The 25,567-nt window shown below is 69.9% G+C and carries 23 protein-coding genes; 13 read left to right on the forward strand and 10 right to left on the reverse strand.

Features of this window, described 5'->3' with window-relative positions; all coding sequences use genetic code 11:
* Window positions 1–4 precede the first annotated feature (4 nt).
* On the reverse strand, window positions 5–1,531 hold the full coding sequence (locus ACP96_RS01185; protein WP_050026272.1) for a carboxypeptidase M32: 1,527 nt from the start codon (window positions 1,529–1,531) through the stop codon (window positions 5–7).
* A gap of 132 nt (window positions 1,532–1,663) precedes the next feature.
* On the opposite strand from ACP96_RS01185, the gene ACP96_RS01190 reads away from it, so the two are divergent.
* Window positions 1,664–2,710 carry a threonine aldolase family protein gene (locus ACP96_RS01190; RefSeq protein WP_050031808.1) on the forward strand — a complete coding sequence of 349 codons (1,047 nt, stop codon included), beginning with the start codon at window positions 1,664–1,666 and terminating at the stop codon, window positions 2,708–2,710.
* An 840-nt stretch (window positions 2,711–3,550) separates the two neighbouring features.
* Here the strand turns inward: ACP96_RS01190 and ACP96_RS01195 are convergent.
* From ACP96_RS01195 to pyrB, 3 genes are all read right to left on the reverse strand, one after another.
* Window positions 3,551–4,411 carry a hypothetical protein gene (locus tag ACP96_RS01195; protein WP_050031810.1) on the reverse strand — a complete coding sequence of 287 codons (861 nt, stop codon included), beginning with the start codon at window positions 4,409–4,411 and terminating at the stop codon, window positions 3,551–3,553.
* 287 nt (window positions 4,412–4,698) lie between these two features.
* Window positions 4,699–5,157: an aspartate carbamoyltransferase regulatory subunit gene (pyrI, locus tag ACP96_RS01200; protein ID WP_050031811.1), complete on the reverse strand. Its 459-nt coding sequence runs from the start codon at window positions 5,155–5,157 to the stop codon at window positions 4,699–4,701.
* Window positions 5,154–6,101 (reverse strand): aspartate carbamoyltransferase, encoded by a 948-nt coding sequence (gene pyrB, locus ACP96_RS01205; RefSeq protein ID WP_050026266.1) that lies wholly within the window; start codon window positions 6,099–6,101, stop codon window positions 5,154–5,156. Before pyrB ends, pyrI begins: the two co-directional genes overlap by 4 nt.
* Before the next feature lie 198 nt (window positions 6,102–6,299).
* Between pyrB and ACP96_RS01210 the strand changes: the two genes are divergently transcribed.
* Window positions 6,300–6,617 (forward strand): ASCH domain-containing protein, encoded by a 318-nt coding sequence (locus ACP96_RS01210; RefSeq protein WP_050031812.1) that lies wholly within the window; start codon window positions 6,300–6,302, stop codon window positions 6,615–6,617.
* A 24-nt stretch (window positions 6,618–6,641) separates the two neighbouring features.
* Here the strand turns inward: ACP96_RS01210 and ACP96_RS01215 are convergent, their stop codons facing one another.
* Window positions 6,642–7,394: a DUF2797 domain-containing protein gene (locus tag ACP96_RS01215; protein ID WP_050031831.1), complete on the reverse strand. Its 753-nt coding sequence runs from the start codon at window positions 7,392–7,394 to the stop codon at window positions 6,642–6,644.
* Window positions 7,395–7,501: 107 nt separating this feature from the next.
* Between ACP96_RS01215 and ACP96_RS01220 the strand changes: the two genes are divergently transcribed.
* The gene (locus tag ACP96_RS01220; RefSeq protein WP_050026259.1) at window positions 7,502–7,882 is read left to right on the forward strand and encodes a BsuPI-related putative proteinase inhibitor; all 381 of its coding nucleotides are present in this window, start codon (window positions 7,502–7,504) and stop codon (window positions 7,880–7,882) included.
* Window positions 7,883–7,893: 11 nt separating this feature from the next.
* Here the strand turns inward: ACP96_RS01220 and menD are convergent, their stop codons facing one another.
* On the reverse strand, window positions 7,894–9,753 hold the full coding sequence (gene menD, locus ACP96_RS01225) for a 2-succinyl-5-enolpyruvyl-6-hydroxy-3-cyclohexene-1-carboxylic-acid synthase (protein WP_050031813.1): 1,860 nt from the start codon (window positions 9,751–9,753) through the stop codon (window positions 7,894–7,896).
* Between the two features lie 127 nt (window positions 9,754–9,880).
* On the opposite strand from menD, the gene ACP96_RS01230 reads away from it, so the two are divergent.
* Window positions 9,881–10,567, forward strand: coding sequence for a nucleotide exchange factor GrpE (locus ACP96_RS01230; RefSeq protein ID WP_050031833.1), 687 nt, complete (start codon window positions 9,881–9,883; stop codon window positions 10,565–10,567).
* 14 nt (window positions 10,568–10,581) lie between these two features.
* On the opposite strand, the gene surE is transcribed toward ACP96_RS01230, so the two are convergent.
* On the reverse strand, window positions 10,582–11,403 hold the full coding sequence (gene surE / locus ACP96_RS01235; protein WP_050026257.1) for a 5'/3'-nucleotidase SurE: 822 nt from the start codon (window positions 11,401–11,403) through the stop codon (window positions 10,582–10,584).
* A gap of 126 nt (window positions 11,404–11,529) precedes the next feature.
* Here surE and ACP96_RS01240 point away from each other — a divergent pair, with 126 nt between their 5' ends.
* Window positions 11,530–11,880, forward strand: coding sequence for a DUF5798 family protein (locus ACP96_RS01240; protein ID WP_050026254.1), 351 nt, complete (start codon window positions 11,530–11,532; stop codon window positions 11,878–11,880).
* Window positions 11,881–11,894: 14 nt separating this feature from the next.
* On the opposite strand, the gene ACP96_RS19685 is transcribed toward ACP96_RS01240, so the two are convergent.
* Together ACP96_RS19685 and purD are read right to left on the reverse strand one after the other, a co-directional pair.
* Window positions 11,895–12,413, reverse strand: coding sequence for an acyltransferase (locus ACP96_RS19685; protein ID WP_050026277.1), 519 nt, complete (start codon window positions 12,411–12,413; stop codon window positions 11,895–11,897).
* Window positions 12,414–12,542: 129 nt separating this feature from the next.
* Window positions 12,543–13,826, reverse strand: a complete 1,284-nt coding sequence (gene purD, locus ACP96_RS01250; RefSeq protein WP_050026252.1) for a phosphoribosylamine--glycine ligase — start codon at window positions 13,824–13,826, stop codon at window positions 12,543–12,545.
* Between the two features lie 130 nt (window positions 13,827–13,956).
* Here purD and ACP96_RS01255 point away from each other — a divergent pair, with 130 nt between their 5' ends.
* Both ACP96_RS01255 and ACP96_RS01260 read left to right on the forward strand, forming a co-directional pair.
* Window positions 13,957–16,197, forward strand: a complete 2,241-nt coding sequence (locus tag ACP96_RS01255) for a thioredoxin domain-containing protein (protein WP_050031814.1) — start codon at window positions 13,957–13,959, stop codon at window positions 16,195–16,197.
* A gap of 40 nt (window positions 16,198–16,237) precedes the next feature.
* Window positions 16,238–17,347, forward strand: a complete 1,110-nt coding sequence (locus tag ACP96_RS01260) for a geranylgeranyl reductase family protein (protein ID WP_050031815.1) — start codon at window positions 16,238–16,240, stop codon at window positions 17,345–17,347.
* Between the two features lie 18 nt (window positions 17,348–17,365).
* Here the strand turns inward: ACP96_RS01260 and ACP96_RS01265 are convergent, their stop codons facing one another.
* Complete coding sequence (locus ACP96_RS01265) at window positions 17,366–17,830, reverse strand: TRAM domain-containing protein (RefSeq protein ID WP_050031816.1); 465 nt, start codon at window positions 17,828–17,830, stop codon at window positions 17,366–17,368.
* 127 nt (window positions 17,831–17,957) lie between these two features.
* Between ACP96_RS01265 and ACP96_RS01270 the strand changes: the two genes are divergently transcribed.
* The 6 genes from ACP96_RS01270 (at window position 17,958) to ACP96_RS01295 (ending at window position 25,496) form a co-directional block, all read left to right on the forward strand.
* Complete coding sequence (locus ACP96_RS01270) at window positions 17,958–19,196, forward strand: mandelate racemase/muconate lactonizing enzyme family protein (RefSeq protein WP_050031817.1); 1,239 nt, start codon at window positions 17,958–17,960, stop codon at window positions 19,194–19,196.
* Between the two features lie 257 nt (window positions 19,197–19,453).
* A complete protein-coding gene (locus tag ACP96_RS01275; RefSeq protein WP_082222427.1) occupies window positions 19,454–19,804 on the forward strand; it encodes a DUF2209 family protein in 351 nt (116 codons plus the stop codon).
* Window positions 19,801–21,150, forward strand: coding sequence for a GTPase HflX (hflX, locus tag ACP96_RS01280; RefSeq protein WP_050031819.1), 1,350 nt, complete (start codon window positions 19,801–19,803; stop codon window positions 21,148–21,150). Before ACP96_RS01275 ends, hflX begins: the two co-directional genes overlap by 4 nt.
* Window positions 21,151–21,212: 62 nt before the next feature.
* Entirely contained in the window at window positions 21,213–23,177 is a 1,965-nt protein-coding gene (gene acs, locus ACP96_RS01285; RefSeq protein ID WP_050031820.1) for an acetate--CoA ligase, read from the forward strand.
* Window positions 23,178–23,250: 73 nt separating this feature from the next.
* The gene (locus tag ACP96_RS01290; protein ID WP_050026405.1) at window positions 23,251–23,487 is read left to right on the forward strand and encodes a DUF2061 domain-containing protein; all 237 of its coding nucleotides are present in this window, start codon (window positions 23,251–23,253) and stop codon (window positions 23,485–23,487) included.
* A 221-nt stretch (window positions 23,488–23,708) separates the two neighbouring features.
* The gene (locus tag ACP96_RS01295) at window positions 23,709–25,496 is read left to right on the forward strand and encodes a bacterio-opsin activator domain-containing protein (protein WP_050031821.1); all 1,788 of its coding nucleotides are present in this window, start codon (window positions 23,709–23,711) and stop codon (window positions 25,494–25,496) included.
* The last annotated feature ends 71 nt before the right edge of the window (window positions 25,497–25,567 follow it).

A 25,567-nucleotide genomic window follows, 5' to 3' on the forward strand; every position in this document is an offset into this window, starting at 1 on the left:
CGAGCTAGATCCCGTACAGCTCGCCGTACTTCTCTTCGACGTAGTCGGTGAAGGCGTCCGCCGAGAAGTCGTCGCCGGTCGCCCGCTTCACCAGCTCGTTCGTCTCGTAGCGCGAGCCGTGCCGGTGGACGTTCTCGCCGAGCCATTCTTGAAGATCGTCGAACTCGCCCGCCGCGATCTTGTCGTCGAGGTCGTCGATCTCCGATTCGGCGGCCGCGAACAGCTGCGCGGCCATCACGGAGCCGAGCGAGTAGGTCGGGAAGTAGCCGAAGTTGCCGTGGCTCCAGTGGATGTCCTGCAGACAGCCCTCGGCGTCGTTCTCTGGGCGGATCCCGAGGTATTCCTCGTACTTGTCGTTCCAGACCTCGGGCACGTCCTCGACCGCGAGGTCGCCGCGGACCAGGTCGCGCTCGATCTCGAACCGGACGACGATGTGGAGGTGGTAGGTGAGCTCGTCGGCCTCGACCCGAATCAGGTTGTCCTCGTGGACCTGATTGAACGCCTGATACGCGTCCTCGACGGTGGCGTCATCGGTCTCCGGGAAGTGCTCCTTGAAGGTCGGGAGGAACAGCTTCCAGAACGCCCGGCTGCGGCCGACGTGGTTCTCCCAGAGCCGCGACTGCGACTCGTGGACCGACAGGTCGCGGGACTCGCCGAGCGGAGTTCCGAACTGCTCCTGCGGAAGCCCGAGGTTGTACTGCGCGTGGCCGAACTCGTGGACCGTCGAGCCGATGGCGCCGAGCGGGTCGGACTCGTCGAACCGGGTGGTCACGCGGCAGTCGAACTGGTTGCCTGCGGTGAACGGGTGCGAGGAGACGTCGAGCCGGCCGCGGTCGAAGTCGTAGCCGACCAGTTCGAGGGTCTCGCGCGCGAGCGCCTCCTGCTCCTCTTCGGGGAATACCCCCTCGAAGGTGTCGACGGCGAGGTCGGCGTCGGACTCGCGGATCGCGTCGATCATGGGGACGAGCGTCTCGCGCAGTTCCGTCAGGATCGACTCCGTGCGCTCCATCGAGAGGCACGGCTCGTACTCCTCGAAGAGGACCTCGTAGGGGTCCCGGTCGGGGTCGATGTGCTCGGCGTACTCGCGTTTCAGCTCGACGTGTTTCTCCAGGTGGGGAGCGAATTTCTCGAAGTCGTCCTCGGCCTTCGCCTCCTCCCACGCCTGCAGCGCCTCCGTGCCCGTCTCGGAGATCTCCTCGACGAGTTCGACGGGGACGGCGTCGGCGCGCTCGTAGTCGCGACGGACCTCGCGGACGACCGCCGCCCGCTCGTCGGTGAGGTCGGCGTCGGCGAGCTCGTCGAGCAGGTCGCCCGTCTCCTCGTCGGTGACCATGTCGTGGCGGATCGACGAGAGCGTCGAGAGCTGCTTCGACCGGGCGGGGGTGCCGCCCTCGGGCATCATCACCTGCTGGTCCCACCCGAGCACGCCGGCGGCGCTCCCGACCGCGTTCCAGCGTCGAACGCGGTCCAAGAGGTCGTCGTACGCGTCGGGGGCGTCGGCTGCGTCGTCGACTGCGGCTTCCGTCGTCATACCCCGCAGATCGGCCGCGTCAGTTAAGAAGGGACCGGACCCGGAAGCCGGCGCTCGCTCACCGTACGGAGGCGGTCGGCCCCGCCCGGAACGCGACCTATTTCTGCCCCGGAGCCGAACCGCCGGCAACGAATGGACACCGACGAGGACACCATCGACCTGCGATCCGACACCGTCACGACGCCCTCCGAGGCGATGCGGGAGGCCGCCCGCGACGCCGAGGTCGGCGACGACGTGTACCGCGACGATCCGACGGTCAACGAGCTGGAGCGCCGCGCCGCTGACGCGGTCGGGACCGAGGCCGCGCTGTACGTCCCCTCCGGAACCATGGCCAACCAGATCGCCGTCCACGTCCACACCGAACCCGGACAGGAGCTCCTCTTAGAGCGCGAGTCCCACGTCTATCGCTGGGAGCTGGCGGGCGCCGCGAAGCTCTCCGGCACCCAGACCCGGACGATCGACGCGGGCGAGCGCTGCGTCCCGACGCCCGAGGCGGTCCGCGAGGGGCTCGTCGACGAGGATCTCCACCGCCCCGGCACCGGGCTCCTCTCGCTGGAGAACACCCACAACTACCGCGGCGGGACGGCGATCCCCGTCGACCGGATCGCCGCGGCCGCTGAGGTCGCCCGCGACGCTGACGTGCCGGTCCACCTCGACGGCGCGCGCGTGTTCAACGCCGCGGTCGCGCTCGGCGTCGACGCGAGCGAAATCGTCGCCCCCGTCGACACCGTCACGTTCTGTCTCTCCAAGGGGCTCGGCGCGCCCGTCGGCTCGATCGTCGCCGGCGACGAGGCGTTCGTCGACGAGGCCCGCCGCGTCCGCAAGCTGTTCGGCGGCGGGATGCGACAGGCCGGGATGATCGCCGCGCCGGGCCTCCTCGCGCTGGAGAACGTCGACCGGCTCGCCGACGACCACGCCAACGCCGAGCGGCTCGCCGCCGGCCTTGACGCGCTCGACGGGGTCAGCGCGCCCGAGCCCGACACCAACATCGTCGTCGCGCACACCGAGGACGCCGGAATCGCGGCGGCCGACCTCGTGACGGCCTGCAAGGACGCCGGCGTCGGCTGCGTGGAGTTCGACGAGTACACGACGCGGTTCACCACCCACCTCGACGTCGACCGCGACGACGTAGACGCCGCGATCGACCGGATCGGCGACGTGATCGCGGAGCTTGCGTAGGAGAGATTTATAAGGTATTCTGCGGTTGGTTATAAGAGAGTTGTCGAGGTTGGGATAGAGTGAGAGATCGGACCCGGTTCCTGTCGGTACAGGATCTGCGGCGATTGATAGCGGGAGTGTGTGTAGTACGTCTCAAGTGTGATTGTTTATCAGTGATCGAGTGGGCTTGCTGTCGGCTGTTTATAAGCGGTCGATGGCTCTGCGGTGAAGACCTTCAAAGCCCCAACCGGTAAGGCGGGCGCACGCTCGCTGCGCTCCTCAGTCGCTCGTTTCACTCGCTCCTTGCGGTGCTTGTGTCGCCTGCGCCCGCCTTACCGGCTGCCCCTTTGAGTCCCACCCGCCCGCAACCGCACCTCACACCTCCCCAGCCTCGTCGGTCGCCCGTCGCTTCGCTCCGGACGACCGACTCCCTCGCACGACGCTCCTCGCGCCCTTTGGGCGCTCGGAGGCGCGCGCCACCGCCGCGTTCATTTATAAGAGATCGGCGCTGTCGCTCAAGTCTTTTTAAATATGCTCCCGCCACCGACGATCTGCAGTACATACTCCCGCGACCGCTCAAGAGCTACTGTTCACTGGCCAATCGTCGCGGACGAAGACATCTCTAAGGAGAAGACTTCGACAGGGCCGTATCCGTCATCTCTGAGAACCGATCGACGAGCCGTCGGCTCAGCACTGTAGGGCGACCGCCGCTACGGTGCGGACGTTGAAAGGTGGCCGCCTCACGCGAACGCGAGACGACCAGTGGTGTCGCACACCGGCGGCCGGTCGAGTGAACGTCGGCCGCTCCGGTACTTAAACCCTCGTTCACGCGGCCCCGTTCGTGTCACTCCGTCGGATGAGTCACTCCGGTCGGTGGACCTCGCCCTCGCGCTCGTCGGCGTCCTTCCGGCGGAGCGCGGCGGCGGCGTTGTTGGCGTCGTAGCCGAAGAACACGTCCTTCGCGTAGCGCTCCGCGACCTCAGCGGCGTGGATCAGGTCGTCGACGTCGACCTCGACCGCGTACAGCTCCAGCGAGAACGGCGTCTCCGGGGGCGCACCGTGCAGGTCGTAGTCGCCGCCGAGCCGCGAGCGGAACCCGCGGGCGATGGTCTCCAGCCAGTAGGTCGTCGCGTACTCGGTGTCGTACAGCGGGACCACGAACTCGTCGACGTGCTCGGCGAGCCGATCGAGATCGAGCCCGGCCCGCGCTCGGAGGTGGCCGGGGTAGGGGTCCGGGTACAGCGTGAGCAACACCCGACCGGGAATCCGGTCGGCGGCGTCGGCGACGAACTCGGTGATCACGTCCGCGCGCCAGTCGGTCCGGTCCTCGCGGTCGCTCTCGGCGAAGAGCCGCTCGCAGCGGTCGCAGCGGCAGAACCCCTCGCGCGGGAACCCCACGTCGTCGAGGCGCACGTCGTCGTTCTCGGCGGCGCAGTCCTCGATGATCTCAAGCAGTCCCTCGCGGTACTCCGGGTGAGTCGGGCAGATGTACGCCCAGTCGAAGTAGTCGCGGTCGCGGGTCGCCGGCTCGCCGCGCTCGTCGACCGGGACGAGGTCGGGATTCTCGCTCGCGGCGGCGTTGTCGCCGAAACACGACACCATGTTCACGGCGTTCGGCAGGGGCGCGGCCGCCCGTCCCGTGACGTCTTTCACCTCGTAGAAGCCGAGGTCGAACGGCTCCATCTCGACCTCGTCGGCGTTTCGCGTGACGACCCCGTACATGCGCGTCGCTACGAGACTGACGGGTAAAAACGGCGGGCATCCGCCCGCGGGAGGTAGTGGGCGAACGGTTCGTGAGGTGGTCGGGGAACGACCCGACGGGGGATCGCGCGGCGACCCGGGTATTAGACTTCGACCGGCTCCTTGTCGCCGGCGAACAGGAAGTACGCGAGGGCGACCAGCGACAGGACCAGGACGAGCTTCAGTTTCTTGCTCATGTCCGATGTATCGAGGGGCGGGCGCTAAAATCTACCGGAGCCCTCGTCGATCGCCGACGGGACCTCCCGCCGTCACACGTCGATGTGATCGGCGATGTCAGCGCGCAGGATCGTCGAGCAGTAGTCGCAGCGGACGCCGTCGGCGACCACGTCGAACCGGGTGTCGACCGGCTCGTCCGCGTTCGTGATGCAGTTGCGGTTCGGACACGAGAGCACGCCGGTCACGCTGTCGGGGCGGGTGACGCGGTTCTTCTCGACGACCTCGAAGTCGCGGACGATGTTGATCGTCGCCTCGGGCGCGATCAGCGAGAGCACGTCGACCTCGGACTGCGAGAGCTCCCGCTCCTCCACCTTCACGATGTCCTTCCGGCCGAGTCGGTCCGAGGGGACGTTCATCCCGACCGAGACGCCGAACCCCTCGGAGCCGTCGATGCCGAGGATGGCGAGCACGTTGAGCGCCTGCCCGCCCTCGACGTGGTCGATCACGGTGCCGTCGCGGATCTTCGAGACGCGGAGCTCGTGGTCGCTCATCGGTCCACCTCCGTCCCCTCGTCGCCGTCGGGGTTCGCGTTCTCCAAGAGGGTGTCGAGCAGCGCCATCCGCACCGGAATCCCGTTGTGAGCCTGTTCGAAGTACGTCGCGTGGTCGGTCTCGTCGACGTCGGGCGCGATCTCGTCGACGCGCGGCAGGGGGTGCATCACGGTGAGGTCGTCGTCGGCCTCTTCGAGCGTCTCGGCGTCGATCTGATACTCGCCCGCGACGCGGTGGTACTCGTTCTCGTCGGGGAACCGCTCCTTCTGGATCCGGGTGACGTAGAGCACGTCGAGCTCGTCGAGGACCGGCTCCAGCTCCTCGTGTTCGCGGATCTGCGCGCCGGTCTCGTGGAGGTCGAACCGCACGGAGCGCGGGAGCCGAAGCGACTCCGGACTGATGAAGTGCTGGTTGACGTCGAACTCCGTGAGCGCCGCCGCCAGCGAGTGGACGGTGCGGCCGTACTTCAGGTCCCCCATGATCCCGACCGTAAGGTCGTCGAGCCCGTGATTCTCGCGGATCGTGTGGAGGTCGAGGAGGGTCTGAGAGGGGTGCTGGCCCGCGCCGTCGCCCGCGTTGACGACGGGGACGGAGACGTGCTCCGCGGCCAGCGTCGCGGCGCCCTCGCTCGGGTGGCGGAGCACCATCGCGTCCGCGTAGCCCTCGATGACGCGGACAGTGTCGGAGAGCGACTCACCCTTCGAGACCGACGAGGAGTCGACGTCGCCCATGCCGATCGTGTCGATTCCGAGGCGTTTGGCCGCGCTGTCGAAGCTCATCCGGGTGCGCGTGCTCGGCTCGAAGAAGCAGAGCGCGAGCACGCGCCCGGCGTGCCGGTCCGCGTAGGCGGCGGGGTCGTCGGCGACCTCGCGGGCCCGGTCGAGCACCGCCTCGATGTCATCCCGCGAGAGCTGCGTCGCGGTGATGAGGTGGTCCTGACGCATTGTCGAAGCAGGGGGCCGGCAGTATCTTGAATCCCTCGGCTCGGCCGTCGACGAGGGTGTTCACGTCCGTGTAGATCGGCGCGAACGAGCGTTTCGAGATTCGCAGAACGCGGGGCGCGTCAGCACGGTTCGCACCTGCGGCGGTCGGAAGTCGCCGTCGGCCGCGCTTATAAACCGATCCGCTCCCTACGGACCGGTATGTCCGAAAACGACCCGGCAGACCTGCTCCCGAACGACCGCGTGAAACAGGCCGCGCTCGACGGCGACGTGACCCAGCTTCACCGCGGGAACCGGTACGGCGAGGAAGGCGACACCTTCGAGATCGACGGCGTGACGTTCGAACTCACCGAGGTGACCGAGCGCACCCTCGGCGATATGACCGACGAGGACGCGAAGCGAGAGGGGTCGCCGTCGCTGGAGGCGTACAAAGAGCGGATGGTCCGCGCACACGGCGGGAGCTTCGACTGGGACGACGACGCCGACGTGGTGCGACACCGGTTCCGTCGGGTCGAGTGAGGGCCAGATTCGGCGCGCCGACGCTCACCCGCCGAACGCGCCCAGACTCGACTGCAGCTCGCGGTCCGGCACCTCCTCGGTGAGTTCGTACCCCACCAGGTCTCGGGCGTCGACCGCGTACGTCGACCCGCCGCGGTCGAGCACGAGCACGCGCCCCTTCCAGCCCCGGACCGTCCCGGCCGCCATCGTCTCCGCGACGGGGCGCTCGCCGAGGTCGAGGCCGTCGTCGAACGCGAACCGCTCGATCGGGTCGAACCCCTCTAGAAGGGACTCCCACACCGCCGCGTCCACGTCGCGGCCGAACCCCGAGACCTTCGTCGGGACGCGCACCCGGTCGACGAGGTCGTCGCGCTCGGCCAGTTCGGCCTCGATCTCTCGCGCGATCCGCCCGTCGGGGTACGTCCGGATGTGGGCCGCGCGGTCGGCGCCCTGCTCGCGGAGCCGGGTCTCCAGCCGCCACAGCCGCGTGACGCCCACCTTCAGCACGTCCGGCGCGAACGCCGCGAGGTACACCGCGTGCTCCTCGTGGCAGTCCATCTCGTCTTTTAAACACGTCCCCGTACAGCGGGCGCAGACCCAGACGTGCCGATGCGCGTCGCAGTAGGGGGCGTCGTCGGCGTCGCAGGCGATATGGTCGCCGTCGTGGACGGTCCCCGCGCAGCGGCGGTCGCCGAGCCCGAAGGAGAGCGCCGTGCCGGGGGTCGCCTCGACGAACTCGACCGCGCCGCCGCTGGCGACCGTGAGCCCTTCGCCCGACTCGTAGCCGACGACCTGCACGCGAGTCGCTACGGGGAGCCGCGACTTAGGCGCGTCGTCGTCGGAGACGGCTCCCGGCGAATCCGCTGCCACGTGTCTTTAAGCCGATTCCCGTGCGATACGGTCTCATGCTCGACGCAGCGCTCGCGATCGATCCCGACGACGACGCCGGCGGTGGGGTCGACCTCGCGCTGACGGTGCGAAACGCCGGGGACTCGCCCGAGACCCTCCGGTTCAGGACCGGCCAGCGGGCCGACTTCGCGGCCTACTCGATCGACGGGACGAGCGAGGAGGACGGCAACGACGTGTCCGACGGCGACCCCGTCTGGCGGTACGGCACCGGCCGGCTGTTCACGCAGGTGCTCGGCAGCGAGACGCTGGAGCCGGGCGAGTCGACGGCCTACGAGGAGACGTGGGAGAACCCCTCTCCGGGACGGTACCGGATCGTCGGCGAGGTGACCGCGGAGGAGTGTGACCTGACCGCGACCGCGACCGTCGCGGTCGACTGAGCCGCGTTCGGCTATTCTGAGCCGTCGCCGTGGACCGCGCGCTCGACCGCCGCTTCGAGGCGCTCGCGGGTGCGGTGGCTCGACTCGGCGTCGGCCCGCACCTCGATCAGGTGTGAGCCGTCCGCGTCGCGAGCCCGTGTGTACGCGTCGGCGAGATCCTCGGGGACGCGCGCGGCGTCCGCCGCGGAGTCCGCTCGCGCGTCGATCCGAGCGTACTCCAGCCCGTGGAGGTCGGCCAGCGGCTCGAACTCGATGCCGTGTGGCGTCTTGAACGACTCCGTGAACTCCGGCTCGAACGACGCGATCGGGAGTTCGTGGAAGATCCCGCCGCCGTCGTTGTTGATCAGCACGACGGTCACGTCGACGTCACAGCGGTCGATAGCGAGCAGCCCGTTCGTGTCGTGGTACAGCGCCAGATCGCCGACGACGAGCGTGAGGTCGTCGGTGGTCGCGGAGCCGGCGCCGAGCGCGCTGGAGACGATCCCGTCGATGCCGCTCACCCCGCGGTTGCCGAGGGCGGTGACGCTCGTCGTCGTCGGCCCGACGAAGCGGTCGAGGTCGCGGACAGGCATGGAGTTCGAGACGAACAGCGTCGCGGGGTCGGGAAGCGCGTCGGCCACCGCGCGGAGCGCGTCGCCCTCGTGGAACTCGACCGGGTCGTCGTCGGCGAGGGCGTCTTCGTCCGTCTCTCGGTCGTGAACCGCTCTGGCGGTCCGGTCGGCGTCCTCCCACTGCGCGCGCCAGTCGGCGTCGCCGCCGCCCCCGGGGACGAGCCGGGAGAGGCGGGCGCAGAGGCGGCTCGGCTCGGCGACGACGAGGTCGGTGGCCGCGAACTCCGCCTCGCGCCAGCGTCCGGCGGGGTCGACCTGGTACTGATCGGCGCCCGTCTCGGCGAGGTACTTGCGGAGGCGCTTGGAGGTCGGCGACGCGCCGAGCCGGAGGACGAGTTCGGGGTCGGTCCAGTCGGCCGCCGCGCTCTCTGCGTCCGCGTCGTCGCCCGCGACCGCCGCCGAAAGGTACGCGTCGTAGGCGCCGATCACGGGCGCGACCCGGGTGTGGCCGCCGAATCGGACGCCGGAGAGCGGGTCGGCGAGAATCGGGAACCCCGTCGCGTGCGACAGCGCCGTGACGGCCTCGGCGTCGAGCCCCGGCGGGTCCGCGGGGCCGGCGACGATCAGTCCGTGATCGGTCGTCGCGAGTTCGTTGGCGAGCCGCTGGAGCTCCTCGTCGCCTGGCTCGGGCGACCCGGGCGTCACGTCGACGTAGGGGCCGTCGCGACCGCGCTCAGCGGCCGGATCGAGATCGGCGGGCACGTCGTCGGGAACCCGGGTCGGCTCCAGCGGCTTCTTAAAGGGAACGTTGAGGTGAACCGGGCCGGGGTCGGCGCCCTCGGCGGCCCCGACGGCGCGGGCGACCGTGGTCCGGAGCGACCGGAGCGCGCGGTCGTTCGGCGCGGGCTCCGGCAGGTCCTTATAAAACCGGACGGCGTCGCCGTACAGCTTCTCTTGGTCTGCGGTCTGGTTCGCGCCCGAGTCGCGCAGCTCGGGGGGACGGTCGGCCGTGAGCGCGAGCAGGGGGACGCGGGCCTCGCTCGCCTCCATCACGGCGGGGTGGTAGTTGGCGGCGGCGGTGCCGGAGGTGCAGATCAGCGGCGTCACCGTCCCGGTCCGGCGCGCGCGGCCCAGCGCGAAGTAGGCGGCCGATCGCTCGTCCAACTGGGAGAAGACGCGCAGGTCGTCGTTGCGCGCGGCGGCCATCGTCAGCGGCGTCGAGCGGCTCCCGGGCGAGGCCACGACGGCGTCGACGCCCGCGGCGACGAGCTCGTCGACGAGGGCGCGCGCCCACAGCGTGTTCCGGTTCGGCGCGGTCATTACGACCGCTTGGAGGTCGTGATTTAAATACTCCCGCGGGTCGGACGCGCGAAGCGAAACCGGCGCCCCGCCCGCGAGCCCGCTCCGTTCTGCAACGCTTATGCCCGCCGACCGACTTCGATCGGACATGAGCGACGACGACGCCGTCGACGTCGAGGTCGAGTCCCCCGACGACGCCGCGGCCGACGCGGCGAGGACGAACGGTACCGCGGACGCGACCGCCGAGGGAACGAGCGGTGAGTCGGCCGGCGCGGACGGGGAGGGCCGCGGAGCCGCCGACCGCGAGGCGCTGGCCGCCGCCGTCGCCGAGCACGACGAGGCGCTCGCTCGGGAGGTCGCGGCGCTGGAAGCGGAGCTCGACGAGACGCGCGACGAACTGCTCGACGCCGAGGAGGAGATCGAGGAGCTGACGAGCAAGCTCGCCCGCGTCAAGGCCGACTTCAGCAACTACAAGCAGCGCGCCAAGCGCAAGCAGGACGAGATCCGCGAGCGCGCCTCGGAGGCGCTCGTCGAGCGCATCGCCCCGGTCCGCAACGACCTCCTGCGCGCTCTCGACCAGGAGGAGGGGAGCGACCTCCGCCCCGGCGTCGAGTCGACGCTGGAGAAGTTCGACGAGGTGCTCGCCGACGAGGGCGTCGAGCCCATCGATCCCGATCCCGGCGAGGCGGTCGATCCGGCCCGCCATCAGGTGATGCTGCGGGTCGAGAGCGACCGGCCCGAGGGGACCGTCCACGAGGTGTACGAGCCCGGCTACGAGATGGGCGACCGCGTGGTCAGCGAGGCGAAGGTCACCGTCAGCGCCGACGAGGAGTAGTCTCGGCCAGCCGTTTAGCGGATATTTTCTGTCGCGCGTCCGTACGCCGCTGCCACCTCGTCGAGCCCCGCGTCCGGTTCCGCGGCGTGCGGGACCGACAGCGGCGAGACCGAGACCTCGTCGTCGAGGACCGCGCGGCGATCGGTGCCGACCGGGTCCGGCACGTCGTCCGCGTTCATTTTCCCCCAGATCGGGTCGGAGAAGGTCACGCGACCGTTTCCGTCGTGGGCCGCCTCCATCCCGTACCACGGGGAGGGGGCGGTGACGCGCATCGGCGCCGGGGCGTCGCGCTCGTCGTCTTCGCCCGCGCCCGCAATCGGAGCGTTGACGTTGAGGTAGTCGACGCGGTCGAACGCCCCGGCGGCGGTCGCCTCCGCGACGAGGAACCGGGTCGCGCGGCTCGCGTTCGCGAACTCCGCCGGCTTTAGCTCCCGTTTCCACCAGTCCTCCCCGCCCGGGACGTACATCGAGGTCGCCACCGCGGGCACGTCGAAGAAGGCGGCCTCGACCGCGGCGGAGACGGTTCCCGACCGCCCGAGCGTGTACGCGCCGAGGTTCGCCCCCTCGTTACAGCCCGCGACCACGACATCGGCGTCGGGGACTAAGGCGTCGAGCCCCGCGACGACGCAGTCGACCGGGGTGCCGTCGACGGCGTACCCGAGCTGGTGGTCCGCGACGTCGACACCGTCCGAGAGGGTGCGCCCGGTAGACGACTGATCGTCGGTCGGGGCGACCGCCACCACGTCGTAGTCGGCTTCGAGCGCGTCGTAGAGCGCTCTGAGGCCGGCGGCGTCGATCCCGTCGTCGTTGGTCAACAGGACGCGTTCGACGCTCATAGGGTTACCTCGGGCGGTTCGGCCAAAAGTCCACCGTCGCGGGCGGGGGACGGGACGCCACGGCACGGCGACGACCCCGCCGCGCCGAACGGAAAGGCCCACGTACCTCGGATTCGATCGACCGGTATGGGATTCGGGGACACGGCGAAGAAGATCCAGACGCTCGCCGACAAGGCGGAGCGCACGTACCAGAAGATCAACGAGCTCCGCACCGAGGTCGAGGAGACGCAGACGACCGTGCTCGACACCTCCGAGCGCGTCCAGCGGCTCGAAAACGAGATGGCCGAACAGCGGGCCGTCCTCGACGCGGTCGCCGAGGAAGTCGGCGTCGACCTCGAGAGCGTGAGCACCGAGGCGCACATCACCGACGCCGAGGCGGTGGCCGCGGCCGACGCCGACGGCGGGGACGCCGGGAGCGGCGAAAGCGACGACGCCGAAAGCGACGCCGACGAGTCCGCGGACGAAGCCGAAAAATAAACCAGAGGCGCACCTCAGTCGTTGTCCAAGTTTTTCTCACCGACTTCTTCACCCTCTGTACCCGCCCGAGAGACGACTTCGGCCGGCACGCCGGCGACCGTCGTCCCGGGCGGCACGTCCTCGGCGACGAGCGAGTTGGCGGCGACGCGCGCGCCCTCGCCGACCGTGACGCCCGGGAGGACGACCGCGCTCGCGCCGATCATCGCGCGGTCCCCGACGACCACGTCGCCGAGGCGGTACTCGTCCTGGAGGAACTCGTGGCAGAGCAGCGTGGCGTCGTAGCCGATTATGGCGTCGTTCCCGACCGCGATTCGTTCCGGCCAGAACACGTCCGGCGTCGACTCAAGCCCCCACGAGACGCCGGCGCCGACGGTCACGCCGATCCGGCGCAGCAGCCAGTTCTTCAGCCGGAGGCTCGGGCAGATCCGGGCGAGCACGATCACAACGTAGTTGCGGACGACCGCGAGCGGCGACTTCGCGTCGGGCCACGACCACAGCGAGTTCCGAACGCCGCCGGTCGGGTGGCGCTCCAGTCGGTCGGTGCGGGAGCCGGCGGTCTCCGCACCCGCAGCGAAATCCGCCTCGCCCGTCTCGCGCTCGTCCTCGTGAGTCACGGGGGACCGTTCGTGCGGCTCCGGTAAAAGGGTCGCTGACGCGGCGCGCTACTCGCGGAGCTCGGCCATGTGCTCGATCCGTCGCTCGACGAGGTCGGCTTTCCCGATGTCGTGGCGGATGCGGACCCGGTCGCCGGCGGCGGCGAGCGCCTCTTCGGCCTCGGCCTCCGCGGCCGCGATGGAGTCGCCGCGGCCGACGACCGCGAACGACCGGGAGGTGGTGGTGTAGATCCCGTCGTCGCGCTCGTCGACGCTGGCGTAGTAGAGGAGCGCGTCGCCGACGCTCTCCTCGTCGACCGCGATCTTCGCGCCCGCGTCAGGGTCGGTCGGGTACCCGTCCGGCACGGCGTACTTACAGACAGTGGCCTCGCCGGAGAAGTCGAGTTCGGGGAGGCCGCTTCCATCGCGCGCGGCCGTGAGCACGTCGAGGAAGGGCGTCTCCAAGACGGGGAGGGTGTTCATCGCCTCGGGATCGCCGAAGCGCGCGTTGAACTCGACGACCTTTGGGCCCTCAGCGGTGAGCATGAACTGGCCGTAGAGCACGCCCTTGTAGTCGGGGAGCGCGTCGACGACCGCCTCCAGCACGTCGACGGCAGCGTCGTAGTCGCCCTCGGCCATGAACGGCAGCGAGTGTCCGGTGGCGGTGTACGAGCCCATGCCGCCGGTGTTCGGCCCCTCGTCGCCCTCGTAGGCGCGCTTGTGGTCCTGGACCGCGGGCGTCGTGCGGATCTCGCCGTTCGCGACGAACGCCTGGATCGTGAACTCCTCGCCGACGAGCCGCTCTTCGAGGACGACGCGGTCGTAGTCGGAGTCGCGGAGGTACGCCTTCGCCTCCTCGGCAGTCACCTGATCGCCGATCACCTTCACGCCCTTGCCGCCGGTGAGTCCGGCCGGCTTCACCGCGAGGTCGCCGTCGTAGTCGTCGATGTACTCGCAGGCGGCCTCGATGTCGTCGAACACCGCGTAGTCCGGGCAGCCGGGGATCGCGTTCTCGTCCATGAACTCGCGCTGGTACGCCTTGTCCGTCTCCAAGCGCGCCTCCTCGGCCCGCGGCCCGAAGGCGTACACGCCGGCCTCGTCGAGGGCGTCGGCGACGCCCGCCGCGAGCGCGGACTCCGGCCCGATAACGGCCAGATCCGCGCCGACTGCGGTCGCGTAGTCGGCGACGGCCTCGGCGTCGGTCTCGTCGATCGTCTCGAACTCGTCGGCGAGCCGGCGGATCCCCGGGTTCCGGTTGCTCGCGCAGGCGTACAGCGCGCCGTCGTCGGCGACAGCGCGGGCGATCGCGTGTTCGCGTCCGCCGCCCCCCACCAAGAGTACGGTCTCCGTCATGTGCGACCGATCACTACACGGTAGTGTAAGCTTTACTCTCTATCTGCACTCGTATATGCACGTTTGTGTGGTAGTCAACTCGCTCGCGCTCTTGTGACGGGTTTTTGCCGCGTCGGGCCGAATCGGACGTATGTCACAGCCCACCGAGCGGAACCGCCTCGACGGGGAGGCGAGTCCGTACCTCCAGCAACACGCCGACAACCCCGTCAACTGGCAGCCGTGGGGCGAGGAGGCCTTCGAGCGCGCCCGCGAGCACGACGTACCGGTGTTCGTCTCGATCGGCTACTCCTCGTGTCACTGGTGTCACGTGATGGCCGAGGAAAGCTTCGAGGACGAGTCGGTCGCCGCGGTGCTCAACGAGGAGTTCGTCCCCGTCAAGGTCGACCGCGAAGAGCGCCCGGACGTCGACAGCACCTTCATGACCGTCTCACAGCTCGTCACCGGCGGGGGCGGATGGCCCCTCTCCGCGTGGTGTACGCCGGAGGGCGAGCCGTTCTACGTGGGGACCTACTTCCCGCCGGAGCCGCGTCAGAATCAGCCGGGGTTCCGAGACCTCTGCGACCGCATCGCCGACTCGTGGGCCGACCCGGAGCAGCGCGAGGAGATGAAGCGCCGCGCCGACCAGTGGGCGACGAGCGCCCGCGACGAGCTGGAGTCGGTGCCGGAGCCGGCCGCCGCGGACGTCACGGGGGGCGCCGGCGACGCGGACGCCGCCGAGGCGCCCGGTCCCGAACTCCTCGACGAGGCCGCGGCTGCGGCGATCCGCGGCTACGACGACGAGTACGGCGGGTTCGGAAGCGGCGGCGCGAAGTTCCCGATGCCCGGCCGGATCGACGTGCTCATGCGGGCGTACGCGCAGACCGGTCGCGACGCCGCGCTCACGGCCGCGACGGGCACCCTCGACGGGATGGCCCGCGGCGGCATGTACGACCAGATCGGCGGGGGGTTCCACCGGTACGCGGTCGACCGCCAGTGGACGGTCCCGCACTTCGAGAAGATGCTGTACGACAACGCGGAGCTCCCGATGGCGTACCTCGACGCCTACCGACTGACGGGCGACGCCTCGTACGCCCGGATCGCGAGCGAGACCCTCGGCTTTCTCGACCGCGAACTCCGGCACGACGAGGGCGGCTTCTTCAGCACGCTCGACGCCCGGAGCCGACCGCCCGAGAGCCGGCGCGGAGGCGCGGGCGCCGACGGGAGCGACGGTTCCGACGAGGTCGACGACGTGGAGGGCGCGTTCTACGTCTGGACGCCCGCCGAGGTCGACGCGGTCCTCGACGAGCCCGCGGCGTCGCTCGCGAAGGAGCGGTACGGGATCGAGTCGGGCGGGAACTTCGAGCGCGGCACCACCGTTCCCACGATCGCGGCGTCGATCCCGGAACTCGCCGAGGCGCACGACACGTCGACCGAGGAAGTCCGAGAGACCCTCACGGAGGCTCGCGTCGCGCTCTTCGAGGCGCGCGAGTCGCGGCCGCGCCCCGCCCGCGACGAGAAGGTGCTCTCATCGTGGAACGGGCGGGCGATCTCCGCGTTCGCCGCCGCCGGACAGGCCCTCGGCGAGTCGTACGCCGAGATCGCCAGTGACGCGCTCGCGTTCTGTCGCGAGCGCCTGTACGACGAGGAGACCGGCGTCCTCGCGCGGCGCTGGCTCGACGGCGACGTGCGCGGGCCGGGGTACCTCGACGACCACGCGTTCCTCGCTCGCGGCGCGCTCGACGTCTACGCGGCCACCGGCGACCCGGACGCGCTCGAGTTCGCGCTCGATCTGGCGGCGACGATCGTTTCGGACTTCTACGACGACGAGGACGGGACGATCTACTTCACGCGGGACCCCGACGAAACGGCAGATCAAGGCGATGACACCCTCTTCGCCCGCCCGCAGGAGTTCACCGACCGGTCGACCCCGTCGAGCCTCGGGGTGGCGGCCGAAACGCTCGCGCTCCTCGACGGGTTCCGGACCGACCGCGAGTTCGCCGAGGTCGCGGAGCGGGTCGTGACGACCCACGCGGACCGGATCCGGGCGAGCCCGCTAGAGCACGTCTCGCTCGTGCGCGCGGCCGACCGCGTCGCGTCCGGCGGGATCGAGGTGACCGTCGCCGCCGACGCGGTGCCGGACGCGTGGCGCGAGACGCTCGGAGAGCGCTACCTGCCGGGCGCGCTCGTCGCCCCCCGCCCGCCGACCGAAGACGGGCTCGCGGCGTGGCTCGAACGGCTCGACATGGACGAGGCCCCGCCGATCTGGGCCGACCGCGACGCGGTCGACGACGAGCCGACCGCCTACGTCTGCGAGGGGCGGACGTGCTCGCCGCCGGAGACCGACCTCGACGCGGCGCTGGAGTGGTTGGCGGCGCGGCGCGAGACCGAGTAGTCACGTCGTAATTATATGTGTCCGTGCCGACCCTGCGGACATGCACGATTTCGTCGTCGTGGGCGCGGGGCCGCCGGGGTCGCGGTTCGCCCGACGCGCGGCCGAGGCCGGCCGCGACGTGGTCGCCTTCGAGAAGGGAACGGTCGGGGAGCCGCTGGCCTGCTCCGGCCACGTCTCGGACGACGTGTGGGAGTTCGTCCCGGAGGACGCCCGCGGCGAACTCCTCCAGAACCGGGTGTACGGCGCGCGCTTCCACGTCGGCGGGCCGGGCTCTCGGGCGTATCCGTTTTATAAGTCTGACCCCGTCTCGAACGTGATCGATCGCGTCGGCCTCGATCGCACCCTCGCAGACTGCGCACGCGATGCCGGCGCCGACGTGCGGGAGGACCACACTGTCGTCGGCGTCGACGAGCGTCCCGACCGGGTCGTCGTCGAGGTCCGGACGCCCGAGGGCGACGTGGAGGAGGTCGAGGCGCGGATGGTCGCCGGCTGCGACGGCCCGACCTCTCGCGTCCGGCGGTCGCTCGATCTCCCGGAGCCGGACGAGCTGCTTCACGGCGTGCTCGCGTTCGACGACGCGCCCGACGACGGCGACCTCGTCGACGTCCACCTCACCGCGCCGACGTTCTTCGCGTGGCGGATCCCCCGCGGCGACGCGGGCGTGGAGTACGGGCTCGCCGCGCCGCCGAGCGACGACGTGTCCGCGATGTTCGACCGACTCACCGACGCGTACGACGTGACGACGGACCGCTTCTGCTCGGGGGCGATCCCGGTCGGCCCGCCGGACCGCGTGACGACCGACCGGGCGTTCCTCGTCGGCGACGCCGCCGCGCAGACGAAGCCGTTCACCGGCGGGGGGATACTCTACGGGATGACCGCGGCCGACGTGGCCGCCGACGCGATCGACCCGCGGGACCCGACGACGCTCGCCGATTACGAGTCTGGATGGCGAGAGGCGATCGGCTCCGAGATCCGGCTCGGCTCGGCGATCCGCCGGTGTTACTCCCTTCCCGAGCCGGTCCAGCGGGCCGGGCTGTGGGCGCTGTCGGGCGAGATCGGGGTCCACATGGACCGACCGAGCTCCTTCTTCTCGCCGGCGCACCTCAAGAAGCTGTTCTCGCGGAGCGCCCCAGAGGACGCGCCGCGGTAGCCGGTCTCGACAGGCTCGCTACTCCTCGACGATGTCCGCGAACGACACGTTCTCGCGGACGCTCGTGATCTCGACGGTCGGCTCGTCGCCCGGCTCGGAGTCCGGGACGATGACGACGTACCCCCGCTCGATCTTCGCGATCCCGTCGCCCTTGTCGCCGAGCGTCTCAATCGTCACCTCTCGCACGTCTCCCTCCGAGACCGGCGGGCCGGAGGCCGCGGCGCTGTCCGTCGACCGCGTCGTCGACGCCGGGCTTCCCCCCGCCCCGTTGCCGGCGACGGGTCGGTCCGCGGCGCCGTCGGTCGCGACGCTTGCGCCGTCATCGCCACCCTCGCGCTTGATGAGGGCGACGCGGTACGACTCGCCCGCCTCGACCGTACCGTGTTCGATCTCCGTGGCGGGAATCTGAACGACGTGTCCGTCGCCGCGCTGCTCGACAGTTCCGGTAAAGAGACACTTCAGCGAATCCGTGAGTTCGACCATGCGGACAGTTGCGGACACGCCAATGAAAAACTCCCTATTTACGCGGAGGCGGAAGCCGCGCCCCGTCGGAGCGACGGGCACCCGGAGGAACATAAACGTTTACCCCGTTCCGAATGAATCCGGAGCCATGAGCCGGAACTACGAGTCGCTTCACGACCCGAACGCCGAGTACACGATGCGGGAGCTCTCCGCTGAGACGATGGGGACGACGGGCTCGCGCGGCGGCGGGCGCGACGTCGAGATCACGGACGTGCAGACGACGATGGTCGACGGGAACTTCCCGTGGACGCTCGTCCGCGTGTACACCGACGCGGGCGTCGTCGGCACCGGAGAGGCGTACTGGGGCGCCGGCGTCCCGGAGCTCATCGAGCGCATGAAGCCGTTCGTGATCGGCGAGAACCCGCTCGACATCGACCGCCTCTACGAGCACCTCATCCAGAAGATGTCGGGCGAGGGCTCCGTCGAGGGCGTCACCGTCACCGCGATCTCCGGGATCGAGGTCGCGCTGCACGACGTCGCCGGGAAGATCCTCGACGTGCCCGCCTACCAGCTGCTCGGCGGCAAGTACCGCGACAAGATGCGCGTGTACTGCGACTGCCACACCGAGGAGGAGGCGGACCCCGAGGCGTGCGCCGACGAGGCCGAGCGCGTCGTCGACGAGCTGGGCTACGACGCCCTGAAGTTCGACCTCGACGTGCCGAGCGGCTTCGAGAAGGACCGCGCGAACCGCCACCTTCGCCCCGGCGAGATCCGCCACAAGGCGGAGATCGTCGAGAAGGTCACCGAGCGCGTGAAGGACAAGGCCGACGTGGCCTTCGACTGTCACTGGACGTTCTCGGGCGGCTCCGCGCAGCGCCTCGCGGACGCCATCGAGGAGTACGACGTGTGGTGGCTCGAAGACCCCGTCCCGCCGGAGAACCTCGAAGTGCAGGAGGAAGTGACGAAGAACACGATCACGCCGATCACGGTCGGCGAGAACCGGTACCGTGTCACCGAACTCCGCCGCCTCATCGAGAACCAGGCGGTCGACATCGTCGCGCCCGACCTGCCGAAGGTCGGCGGGATGCGAGAGACCCGCAAGATCGCGGACGTGGCGAACCAGTACTACGTCCCGGTCGCGATGCACAACGTCGCCTCCCCGATCGCGACGATGGCGGCGGCCCACGTCGGCACCTCGGTCCCGAACTCGCTCGCGATCGAGTACCACTCCTACGAGCTCGGCTGGTGGGAGGACCTCGTCGAGGAGGACGTCATCGAGAACGGCTACATCGAGGTGCCGGAGAAGCCGGGGATCGGCCTCACGCTCGACCTCGACACCGTCGAGGAGCACATGGTCGAGGGCGAGACGCTGTTCGATCCGGCGTAAGCCGGATCGAGCTCGGTAGACGAGCGGGTCGGTTTATAAGCGTTTATCGCGGGCTCCACGGTTCTTTTTAAGTACTACGTCGCTGTCGGCGACTGCGCGGTACGCGATACCTGCGGAGGCGACCCTACAGACCACAGAAACGTTCAATTCGTCCGGCGATATATCGGGGCGTATGGAGGCGACAGCCCCCGCAACTGACCCGTGCCCCGATCGAACCGAGGTGACGAGCGCCCGTCCCTGAGGTCGTCGGCGTCGACATCAGCGGCCGCCACGAGGAGGCGGGCGAGTACCTGATGGTCGCGGCCGCGGTCCACGCCCGGATCGACTCGACGCGGATCCGGTCGGTCGAGGGGATGAGCTTTGCCGCCGTGCGTGAGGGACCGACGCTCGACGCGACCGTCGCGCTCGCGGCCGAGGCGGTCGGGAACCTCCCCGAGCCGCCGGCGGGACCGATCGTCGCGGAGGGCGGCGAGTTCTACGAAGAGCCCGCCGAGCGGGTGGAGTTGAGCTTCCGACCCGAGTTTAAATACGTCGAGAGCATAGGGGAACGCGAAACAGTGCAGGCAGCACATCACGCCGCGTACGCCGCCCGCGACCTCCTGTTATGACCGGGAGCGTTCAGGGGGCGGCTACCGACACCGAGCCGACCGCCGCCGAGAAGCGCGCGGTCGTCGCCAAGCGCGTCGAGTCCGGATCGGCGGACCTGACCGAGATCACCCAGCTCGCGGCCGCCGCGGGCTACGACGTGGTCGGCGAACTCACACAGACCCGCACCGAGGACGCCGCGTTCATGTTCGGGAAGGGGAAGGTCGCGGAGCTGCGCGACCTGGTCCGCCGGAGCGACGCGACCGCCGTCATCATCGACAACGACGTGGGACCGTACCAGACGTTCAACATCGGGGGCGAACTCCCCGAGGGCGTCGAGGTGATCGACCGGTTCACGCTCATCCTCGAGATCTTCGGCCAGCGCGCCAACACCCGGAAGGCGCAGTTGCAGGTCGAGCTCGCGGAGCTCCGCTACGAGCTCCCGCGCGCGGAGGCGAAGGCGAGCCTCGCGAAGCGCGACGAGCGCCCGGGGTTCATGGGGCTCGGCGAGTACGACGAGAGCGTCGAGCGCGACATCAAACGCCAGATCTCCGAGATCCGCGACGAGCTGGAGTCGATCGCGGCGAAGGAGGAGGCGCGCCGCGAGCAGCGCCGCGACTCCGGCTTCGACCTGGTCGCGCTCGCGGGCTACACCAACGCCGGCAAGTCGACGCTGATGCGCCGGCTCGCGGCCGAGATCGACGTCGACGAGAACGCCGAGCGCCACCCGGACCTCGACACGACCGCCGAGTCGCAGGACATGCTCTTTACCACCCTCGGCACCACGACCCGCCGGGCAGAGATGGAGAAGCGCGACGTCCTCCTCACGGACACGGTCGGGTTCATCGCGGACCTGCCCCACTGGCTGGTGGAGTCGTTCGAGTCGACGCTCGACTCGGTGTACCGCGCCGACCTCGTGCTGCTCGTCGTCGACGCCAGCGAGCCCGTCGAGGAGATGCGCGAGAAGCTCGTCACGAGCCACGACACCCTCTACGAGCGCAACGAGGCCCCGATCGTCACCGTGTTCAACAAGGTCGACCGGCTGGCGCCGGGCGAGCTGGCGGACAAACGCGGCGCGCTGTCGGGGGTCGCGCCCGACCCGGTCGCCGTCTCGGCGAAGACGGGCGCGGGCGTCGCGGAGCTCCGCGACCGCGTCGAGGAGGAGCTGCCCGACTGGGAGCGCGAGCGCCTCGTCCTCCCCCTCTCTGACGACGCGATGAGCCTCGTCTCGTGGGTCCACGACCACGGCCACGTCGAGGCGGAGACGTACGCGGACGACCAGGTCACGCTCGACTTCGAGGCGAAGCCGTCAATCGTCGCGCGCGCCCGGTCGAAGGCGGCCGGGCTGGCGCCAGCGGAGTCGACCTGACATCCTTCCGCACGCTGGGGTTTCGGACAAAGTATACATTCCTTCGAGTGCGAAGTAGTCTCATGGATTACGCCGGAGTCGACGGCCGGCGGACGGACGGGACCGCCGCCGGCGACGACGAGGCCGTCGTCGAGCCGCCCGCCGCGTTCAGCGATCGGGCCGTCGCGAACGACCCGGAGCTGTACGAGGCCTTCGCCGAGGAGGGGCCCGAGGCGTGGCGTCGCGCCGCCGACCTGCTCGACTGGGAGACGGACTACGAGACCGTCCTCGACGACGACGACCCGCCCTTCTACGAGTGGTTCCCGGACGGGCGGCTCAACGCCGCGGCGAACTGCGTCGACCGCCACCTCGACGAGCGCCGGAACCAGCTCGCGATCCGCTGGTTCGGCAAGCGCGGGGAGCGCCGGTCGTACACCTACCTCGACCTCCACCGCGAGGTGAACGCGCTCGCGGCCGGGCTCCGCGAGCTGGGCGTTGAGGAGGACGACGTGGTGACGCTGTACCTCCCGATGATCCCGGAGCTGCCGATCGCGATGCTGGCCTGTGCCCGGATCGGCGCGCCCCACAACGTCGTCTTCGCGGGGCTCTCGGCCGAGGCGCTCGCGACCCGGATCGACGCCGCGGACTCGTCGTACCTCGTCACCTGTGACGGCTACTACCGCCGGGAGGACGCGTTCAACCAGAAGTCGAAGGCGGACAACGCTCGGCTCCGTGCCGATATCGACCTCTCGGCGACGGTGGTCGTCGACCGGCTCGGCGACGCGCTCGACGTGCCCTTAAGCGACGACGAACACGAGTACGAGTCGATCGTGGAGGCGCACGACGGGGAGACCGTCGAGCCGGTCGCGCGCGACGCCACCGACCTCCTGTTCGTGATGTACACCTCCGGGACGACGGGGCGCCCGAAGGGCGTCGAGCACGCGACCGGCGGGTACCTCTCGCACGTCGCGTGGACGACCCGGAACGTGCTCGACGTGCGCCCCGACGACACCTACTGGTGCGCCGCCGACATCGGCTGGATCACGGGCCACTCGTACGGGGTGTACGGTCCCCTCTCGGTCGGGACGACCAGCGTCCTCTACGAGGGATCGCCCGACTACCCCGACCGCGACCGCGTGTGGGACCTGATCGAGCGCAACGCCGTCAGCGTCTTCTACACCTCGCCGACCGCGATTCGCTCCTTCATGAAGTGGGGCGCGGAGTACCCCGACGCCCACGACCTGTCGTCGATCCGGCTGCTGGGGACCGTCGGCGAGTCGATCACCCCGAAGGCGTGGCGCTGGTACCGCGAGCACGTCGGCGGCGGCGAGGCGCCGATCGTCGACACGTGGTGGCAGACCGAGACCGGCGCCATCTCCCTCGCGACGCTACCGGGGATCACTCCCATGAAGCCCGGGAAGGTCGGCCCGCCGCTCCCGGGGATCGACGCGCGCGTCGTCGACGAGGACGGCGAGCCCGTCGACCCCGGCGAGCCGGGGTACCTCACGATCGGTGCCCCGTGGCCCGGCATGCTCCGCGGGCTCCGCGAGGGCGACGAGCGGTACCGCCGGGAGTACTGGCTGGAGGGCGAGGACGGGTGGCGGTACCGCACCGGCGACGGCGCCACCGTCGACGAGGACGGCTACGTGTCGATCCTCGGCCGCGTCGACGACGTGATCAACGTCCGGACGCACCGGTTCAACACCGCGGAGTTGGAGTCGGCAATCGTCGGGGCCGACGGCGTCACCGAGGCTGCGGTCGTCGGCGACGACGACGGGAAAATCGTCGCGTACGTGACGACCCGGGGCGACGTCGACCCCGACGAGCCCCTCCGCGACGCGATCGGTGAAGGGCTGGCCCGGGCGGTCGGCGACGTGGCGCGTCCCGATCGGGTCGTGTTCACGCCCGACCTGCCGAAGACCCGGTCCGGAAAGATCATGCGCCGCCTGTTGGAGGACATCGCGCGCGGCGACGAGTTCGGCGACGTGAGCGCCCTCCGTAACCCCGAGGTCGTCGGCGAGATCGAGTCGGCGGTTCGAGAGGAGTAAACATTATCAATTACTTTTTTCTATTTTAGAAACTTCTATAGGTTTCTTGTCGCTGCGACCCGTTTCATTCCCCATGAGCAGCCTCCTCTCGCGCTCGGCGCTCCACGCGCGGAAGCGAGCGCTCGCGAAGACCCTGTGTTACCGGGCGCTCATGGTCGCTATCACCGTTCTCGTGGCGTGGGCCGTCGTCGACGACATCAGCGCCGCCGTGAACATCGGACTGGTCGCCAACGTGGTGAAAACGGTAACCTACTACAGTTACGAGCGACTGTGGGACCACGTGACGTGGGGCGTCGTCGACGCGACCTGAATTGACGAGCTCGAGCGCAAGCGCGGAGTCGAACGGTCGCGTCGATGACCGCGCGATTCAATAATTTCGGTTACAAATTTAGAACCGAAACAGATTGGCGATCAGTCGGACGATCTACGACCGCGATCCGAGTGTGAGAGGCCGATAGGGCGATAAAAGCCCGACTTTCAGGGGTTCTCGGGAAAAGATTTACTTCGTATCTCTGCGTGAATGCGAAATGAATGGTCGAGGAATTGGACGCCGACGCGTACGATGCGCTCGTGACCGCGGCGGAGACGTATCGCGCTGCGCTGGCCGTCCGCCTCGCCGGCGAGGCCGGGCTTCGGACCGGCGAGATCACGCGCGTCGCCCCGAAACACCTCCGAGAAACCGACGACGACGCCGACCTCTTTCTCCTCGCGGTCCCGACCGACGGTGACGAAGCGACAGAGGGGGCGCGAGACGCTTCTGAGGCGACAAACGAGACGAATATCGACCGCGAGACGGCGGTTCCGGCGTCGCTGGCGGCGGAGCTGCGGCGGTACGCCGAGAGCGCCGACCTCGACGAGTCCGATCCGTTCGTCGACGTGTCGCCCCGTCGCGTCCAGATGATCGTGAGCGAGACGGCGGAGCGCGCGGCGGCGCGGACAGACGACCTCGTCGACTCGGACGTGACTCCGCGAGACCTCCGCCGGACCTTTGCGCGGCGGCTCCTCGTCGACCGCGGCGTGGACCCCCACGCGGTCCGCGAGGCCGGCGGCTGGGAGACGATGGCGGCGCTCGACGGCTATCTGGGCCCACTTGACGGGGAGGCGATCGCCTCGGCGATCGACGGGAGCCGGGCGAGCCCGTCTGACGGAGCGGCGACCGGCTCGGCGCTGACCGCTCTCGGCGGGTTCGAGGCGCTCGCGGACGGCGACGACCGGGCGACGCCACTCACGAGCGTTCCCGACGGCGTGATCGGGTCCGATCGCTGGGCTGAGGCGTGGGTCGTCCGCGGAACGGGTGACCGCGGTCACGTCGAGATCGCGGGGGTGGCCGGCGTCGACCGTGAGACGCTCGTCGACCGCGGCGTCGCCGGCGACGGGCCGTGGCGCGAGGCGGTCGAGGAGGGGGAGCTAGTCGCGATCGAGGGGTCGCCCGCGACCGCGGGCCGGCCGGCGATCGCGGCTCCGCTTCAGTACCGCGACGTGACGCACGGCGCGCTGTGCGTGGTCGCCGACGGGGAGTCGTCCGCCTCGTCTGTTTCGGCAGTCTCGTCGGTCGAGCGCCGTGAGATAGCGGCCCTCGGTCGGTGTCTCGGGTGGGTGGTGACCGCCGGGCGCTGGCGCGACCTGCTCCACTCCGACGCGGTGACTGAGGTCGAGTTCCACACCGGCGACGAGGGGGCGTTCCTCGCCCGCGCGAGCGCGGCGCTCGGCTGTCGGATCGAGCTCGCCTCGACGGTGGCGGTTGACGACGACGCCTCTCGCTTCTACCTCTCAGTCGAGGGGGTGCGCCCGCAGGCGCTGGCCGACGCGGTCGCGGACGCGTCCGGCGTCTCGGACCTCCGCGTGATCGACACGCGGGAGGACGGCTGCGACGTGTCTGCACGCGTGGAGGGCGGATCCGCTGTCCGGACGCTCACCGAACACGGCGCGACCGTCCGCGATGCGACCGCGGAAGACGGACGGGTGGGGGTCGTCGCGGACCTCCCGGAGGGCGCCGATGTCCGCCCCGTCGCCGACGGGTTCCGATCCGTGTTCTCCGACGCGCGGCTCGCGAGCAAGGAGTCGGTGCCGCGGTCGGCCCGGAGCGAGGACTCGCTTCGAGAGGGCGTCGCAGACCGGTTCACCGACCGGCAGTGGGCCGCACTGTCGGCCGCGTACCACGGCGGGTACTTCGACTGGCCCCGGGGGAGCACCGCCGAGGAGGTCGCCGACGCCATGGACGTCTCCTCGCCGACGTTCCACAACCACCTCCGAAAGGCGCAGCGGAGGCTGCTCGACGAGCTCTTCGAGGACGGGCGGCGGGGGCGTCGCACCGATTAGGGGAGAATCGGCGCCGAGCGGCCGAGACGCTCCGAATCGCGCGCCGAATCCTTCACGATTTTTCGTATTTA

This window comes from Halorubrum halophilum, assembly GCF_000739595.1.
In the GTDB taxonomy this organism is placed as follows: Archaea; Halobacteriota; Halobacteria; order Halobacteriales; family Haloferacaceae; genus Halorubrum; species Halorubrum halophilum.

Coding starts and splice junctions, on each gene's coding strand:
- ACP96_RS01265 (WP_050031816.1), bottom strand. CDS start 17,830: ATGGTCGAACTCACGGATTCGCTGAAGTGTCTCTTTACCGGAACTGTC.
- acs (WP_050031820.1), top strand. CDS start 21,213: ATGGATTACGCCGGAGTCGACGGCCGGCGGACGGACGGGACCGCCGCC.
- ACP96_RS01220 (WP_050026259.1), top strand. CDS start 7,502: ATGCTCGACGCAGCGCTCGCGATCGATCCCGACGACGACGCCGGCGGT.
- purD (WP_050026252.1), bottom strand. CDS start 13,826: ATGACGGAGACCGTACTCTTGGTGGGGGGCGGCGGACGCGAACACGCG.
- pyrI (WP_050031811.1), bottom strand. CDS start 5,157: ATGAGCGACCACGAGCTCCGCGTCTCGAAGATCCGCGACGGCACCGTG.
- ACP96_RS01260 (WP_050031815.1), top strand. CDS start 16,238: ATGCACGATTTCGTCGTCGTGGGCGCGGGGCCGCCGGGGTCGCGGTTC.
- ACP96_RS01195 (WP_050031810.1), bottom strand. CDS start 4,411: ATGTACGGGGTCGTCACGCGAAACGCCGACGAGGTCGAGATGGAGCCG.
- menD (WP_050031813.1), bottom strand. CDS start 9,753: ATGACCGCGCCGAACCGGAACACGCTGTGGGCGCGCGCCCTCGTCGAC.
- ACP96_RS01270 (WP_050031817.1), top strand. CDS start 17,958: ATGAGCCGGAACTACGAGTCGCTTCACGACCCGAACGCCGAGTACACG.
- ACP96_RS01240 (WP_050026254.1), top strand. CDS start 11,530: ATGGGATTCGGGGACACGGCGAAGAAGATCCAGACGCTCGCCGACAAG.
- ACP96_RS01230 (WP_050031833.1), top strand. CDS start 9,881: ATGAGCGACGACGACGCCGTCGACGTCGAGGTCGAGTCCCCCGACGAC.
- ACP96_RS01295 (WP_050031821.1), top strand. CDS start 23,709: ATGGTCGAGGAATTGGACGCCGACGCGTACGATGCGCTCGTGACCGCG.
- ACP96_RS01290 (WP_050026405.1), top strand. CDS start 23,251: ATGAGCAGCCTCCTCTCGCGCTCGGCGCTCCACGCGCGGAAGCGAGCG.
- pyrB (WP_050026266.1), bottom strand. CDS start 6,101: ATGCGTCAGGACCACCTCATCACCGCGACGCAGCTCTCGCGGGATGAC.
- ACP96_RS01185 (WP_050026272.1), bottom strand. CDS start 1,531: ATGACGACGGAAGCCGCAGTCGACGACGCAGCCGACGCCCCCGACGCG.
- ACP96_RS01210 (WP_050031812.1), top strand. CDS start 6,300: ATGTCCGAAAACGACCCGGCAGACCTGCTCCCGAACGACCGCGTGAAA.
- surE (WP_050026257.1), bottom strand. CDS start 11,403: ATGAGCGTCGAACGCGTCCTGTTGACCAACGACGACGGGATCGACGCC.
- hflX (WP_050031819.1), top strand. CDS start 19,801: ATGACCGGGAGCGTTCAGGGGGCGGCTACCGACACCGAGCCGACCGCC.
- ACP96_RS01255 (WP_050031814.1), top strand. CDS start 13,957: ATGTCACAGCCCACCGAGCGGAACCGCCTCGACGGGGAGGCGAGTCCG.
- ACP96_RS01190 (WP_050031808.1), top strand. CDS start 1,664: ATGGACACCGACGAGGACACCATCGACCTGCGATCCGACACCGTCACG.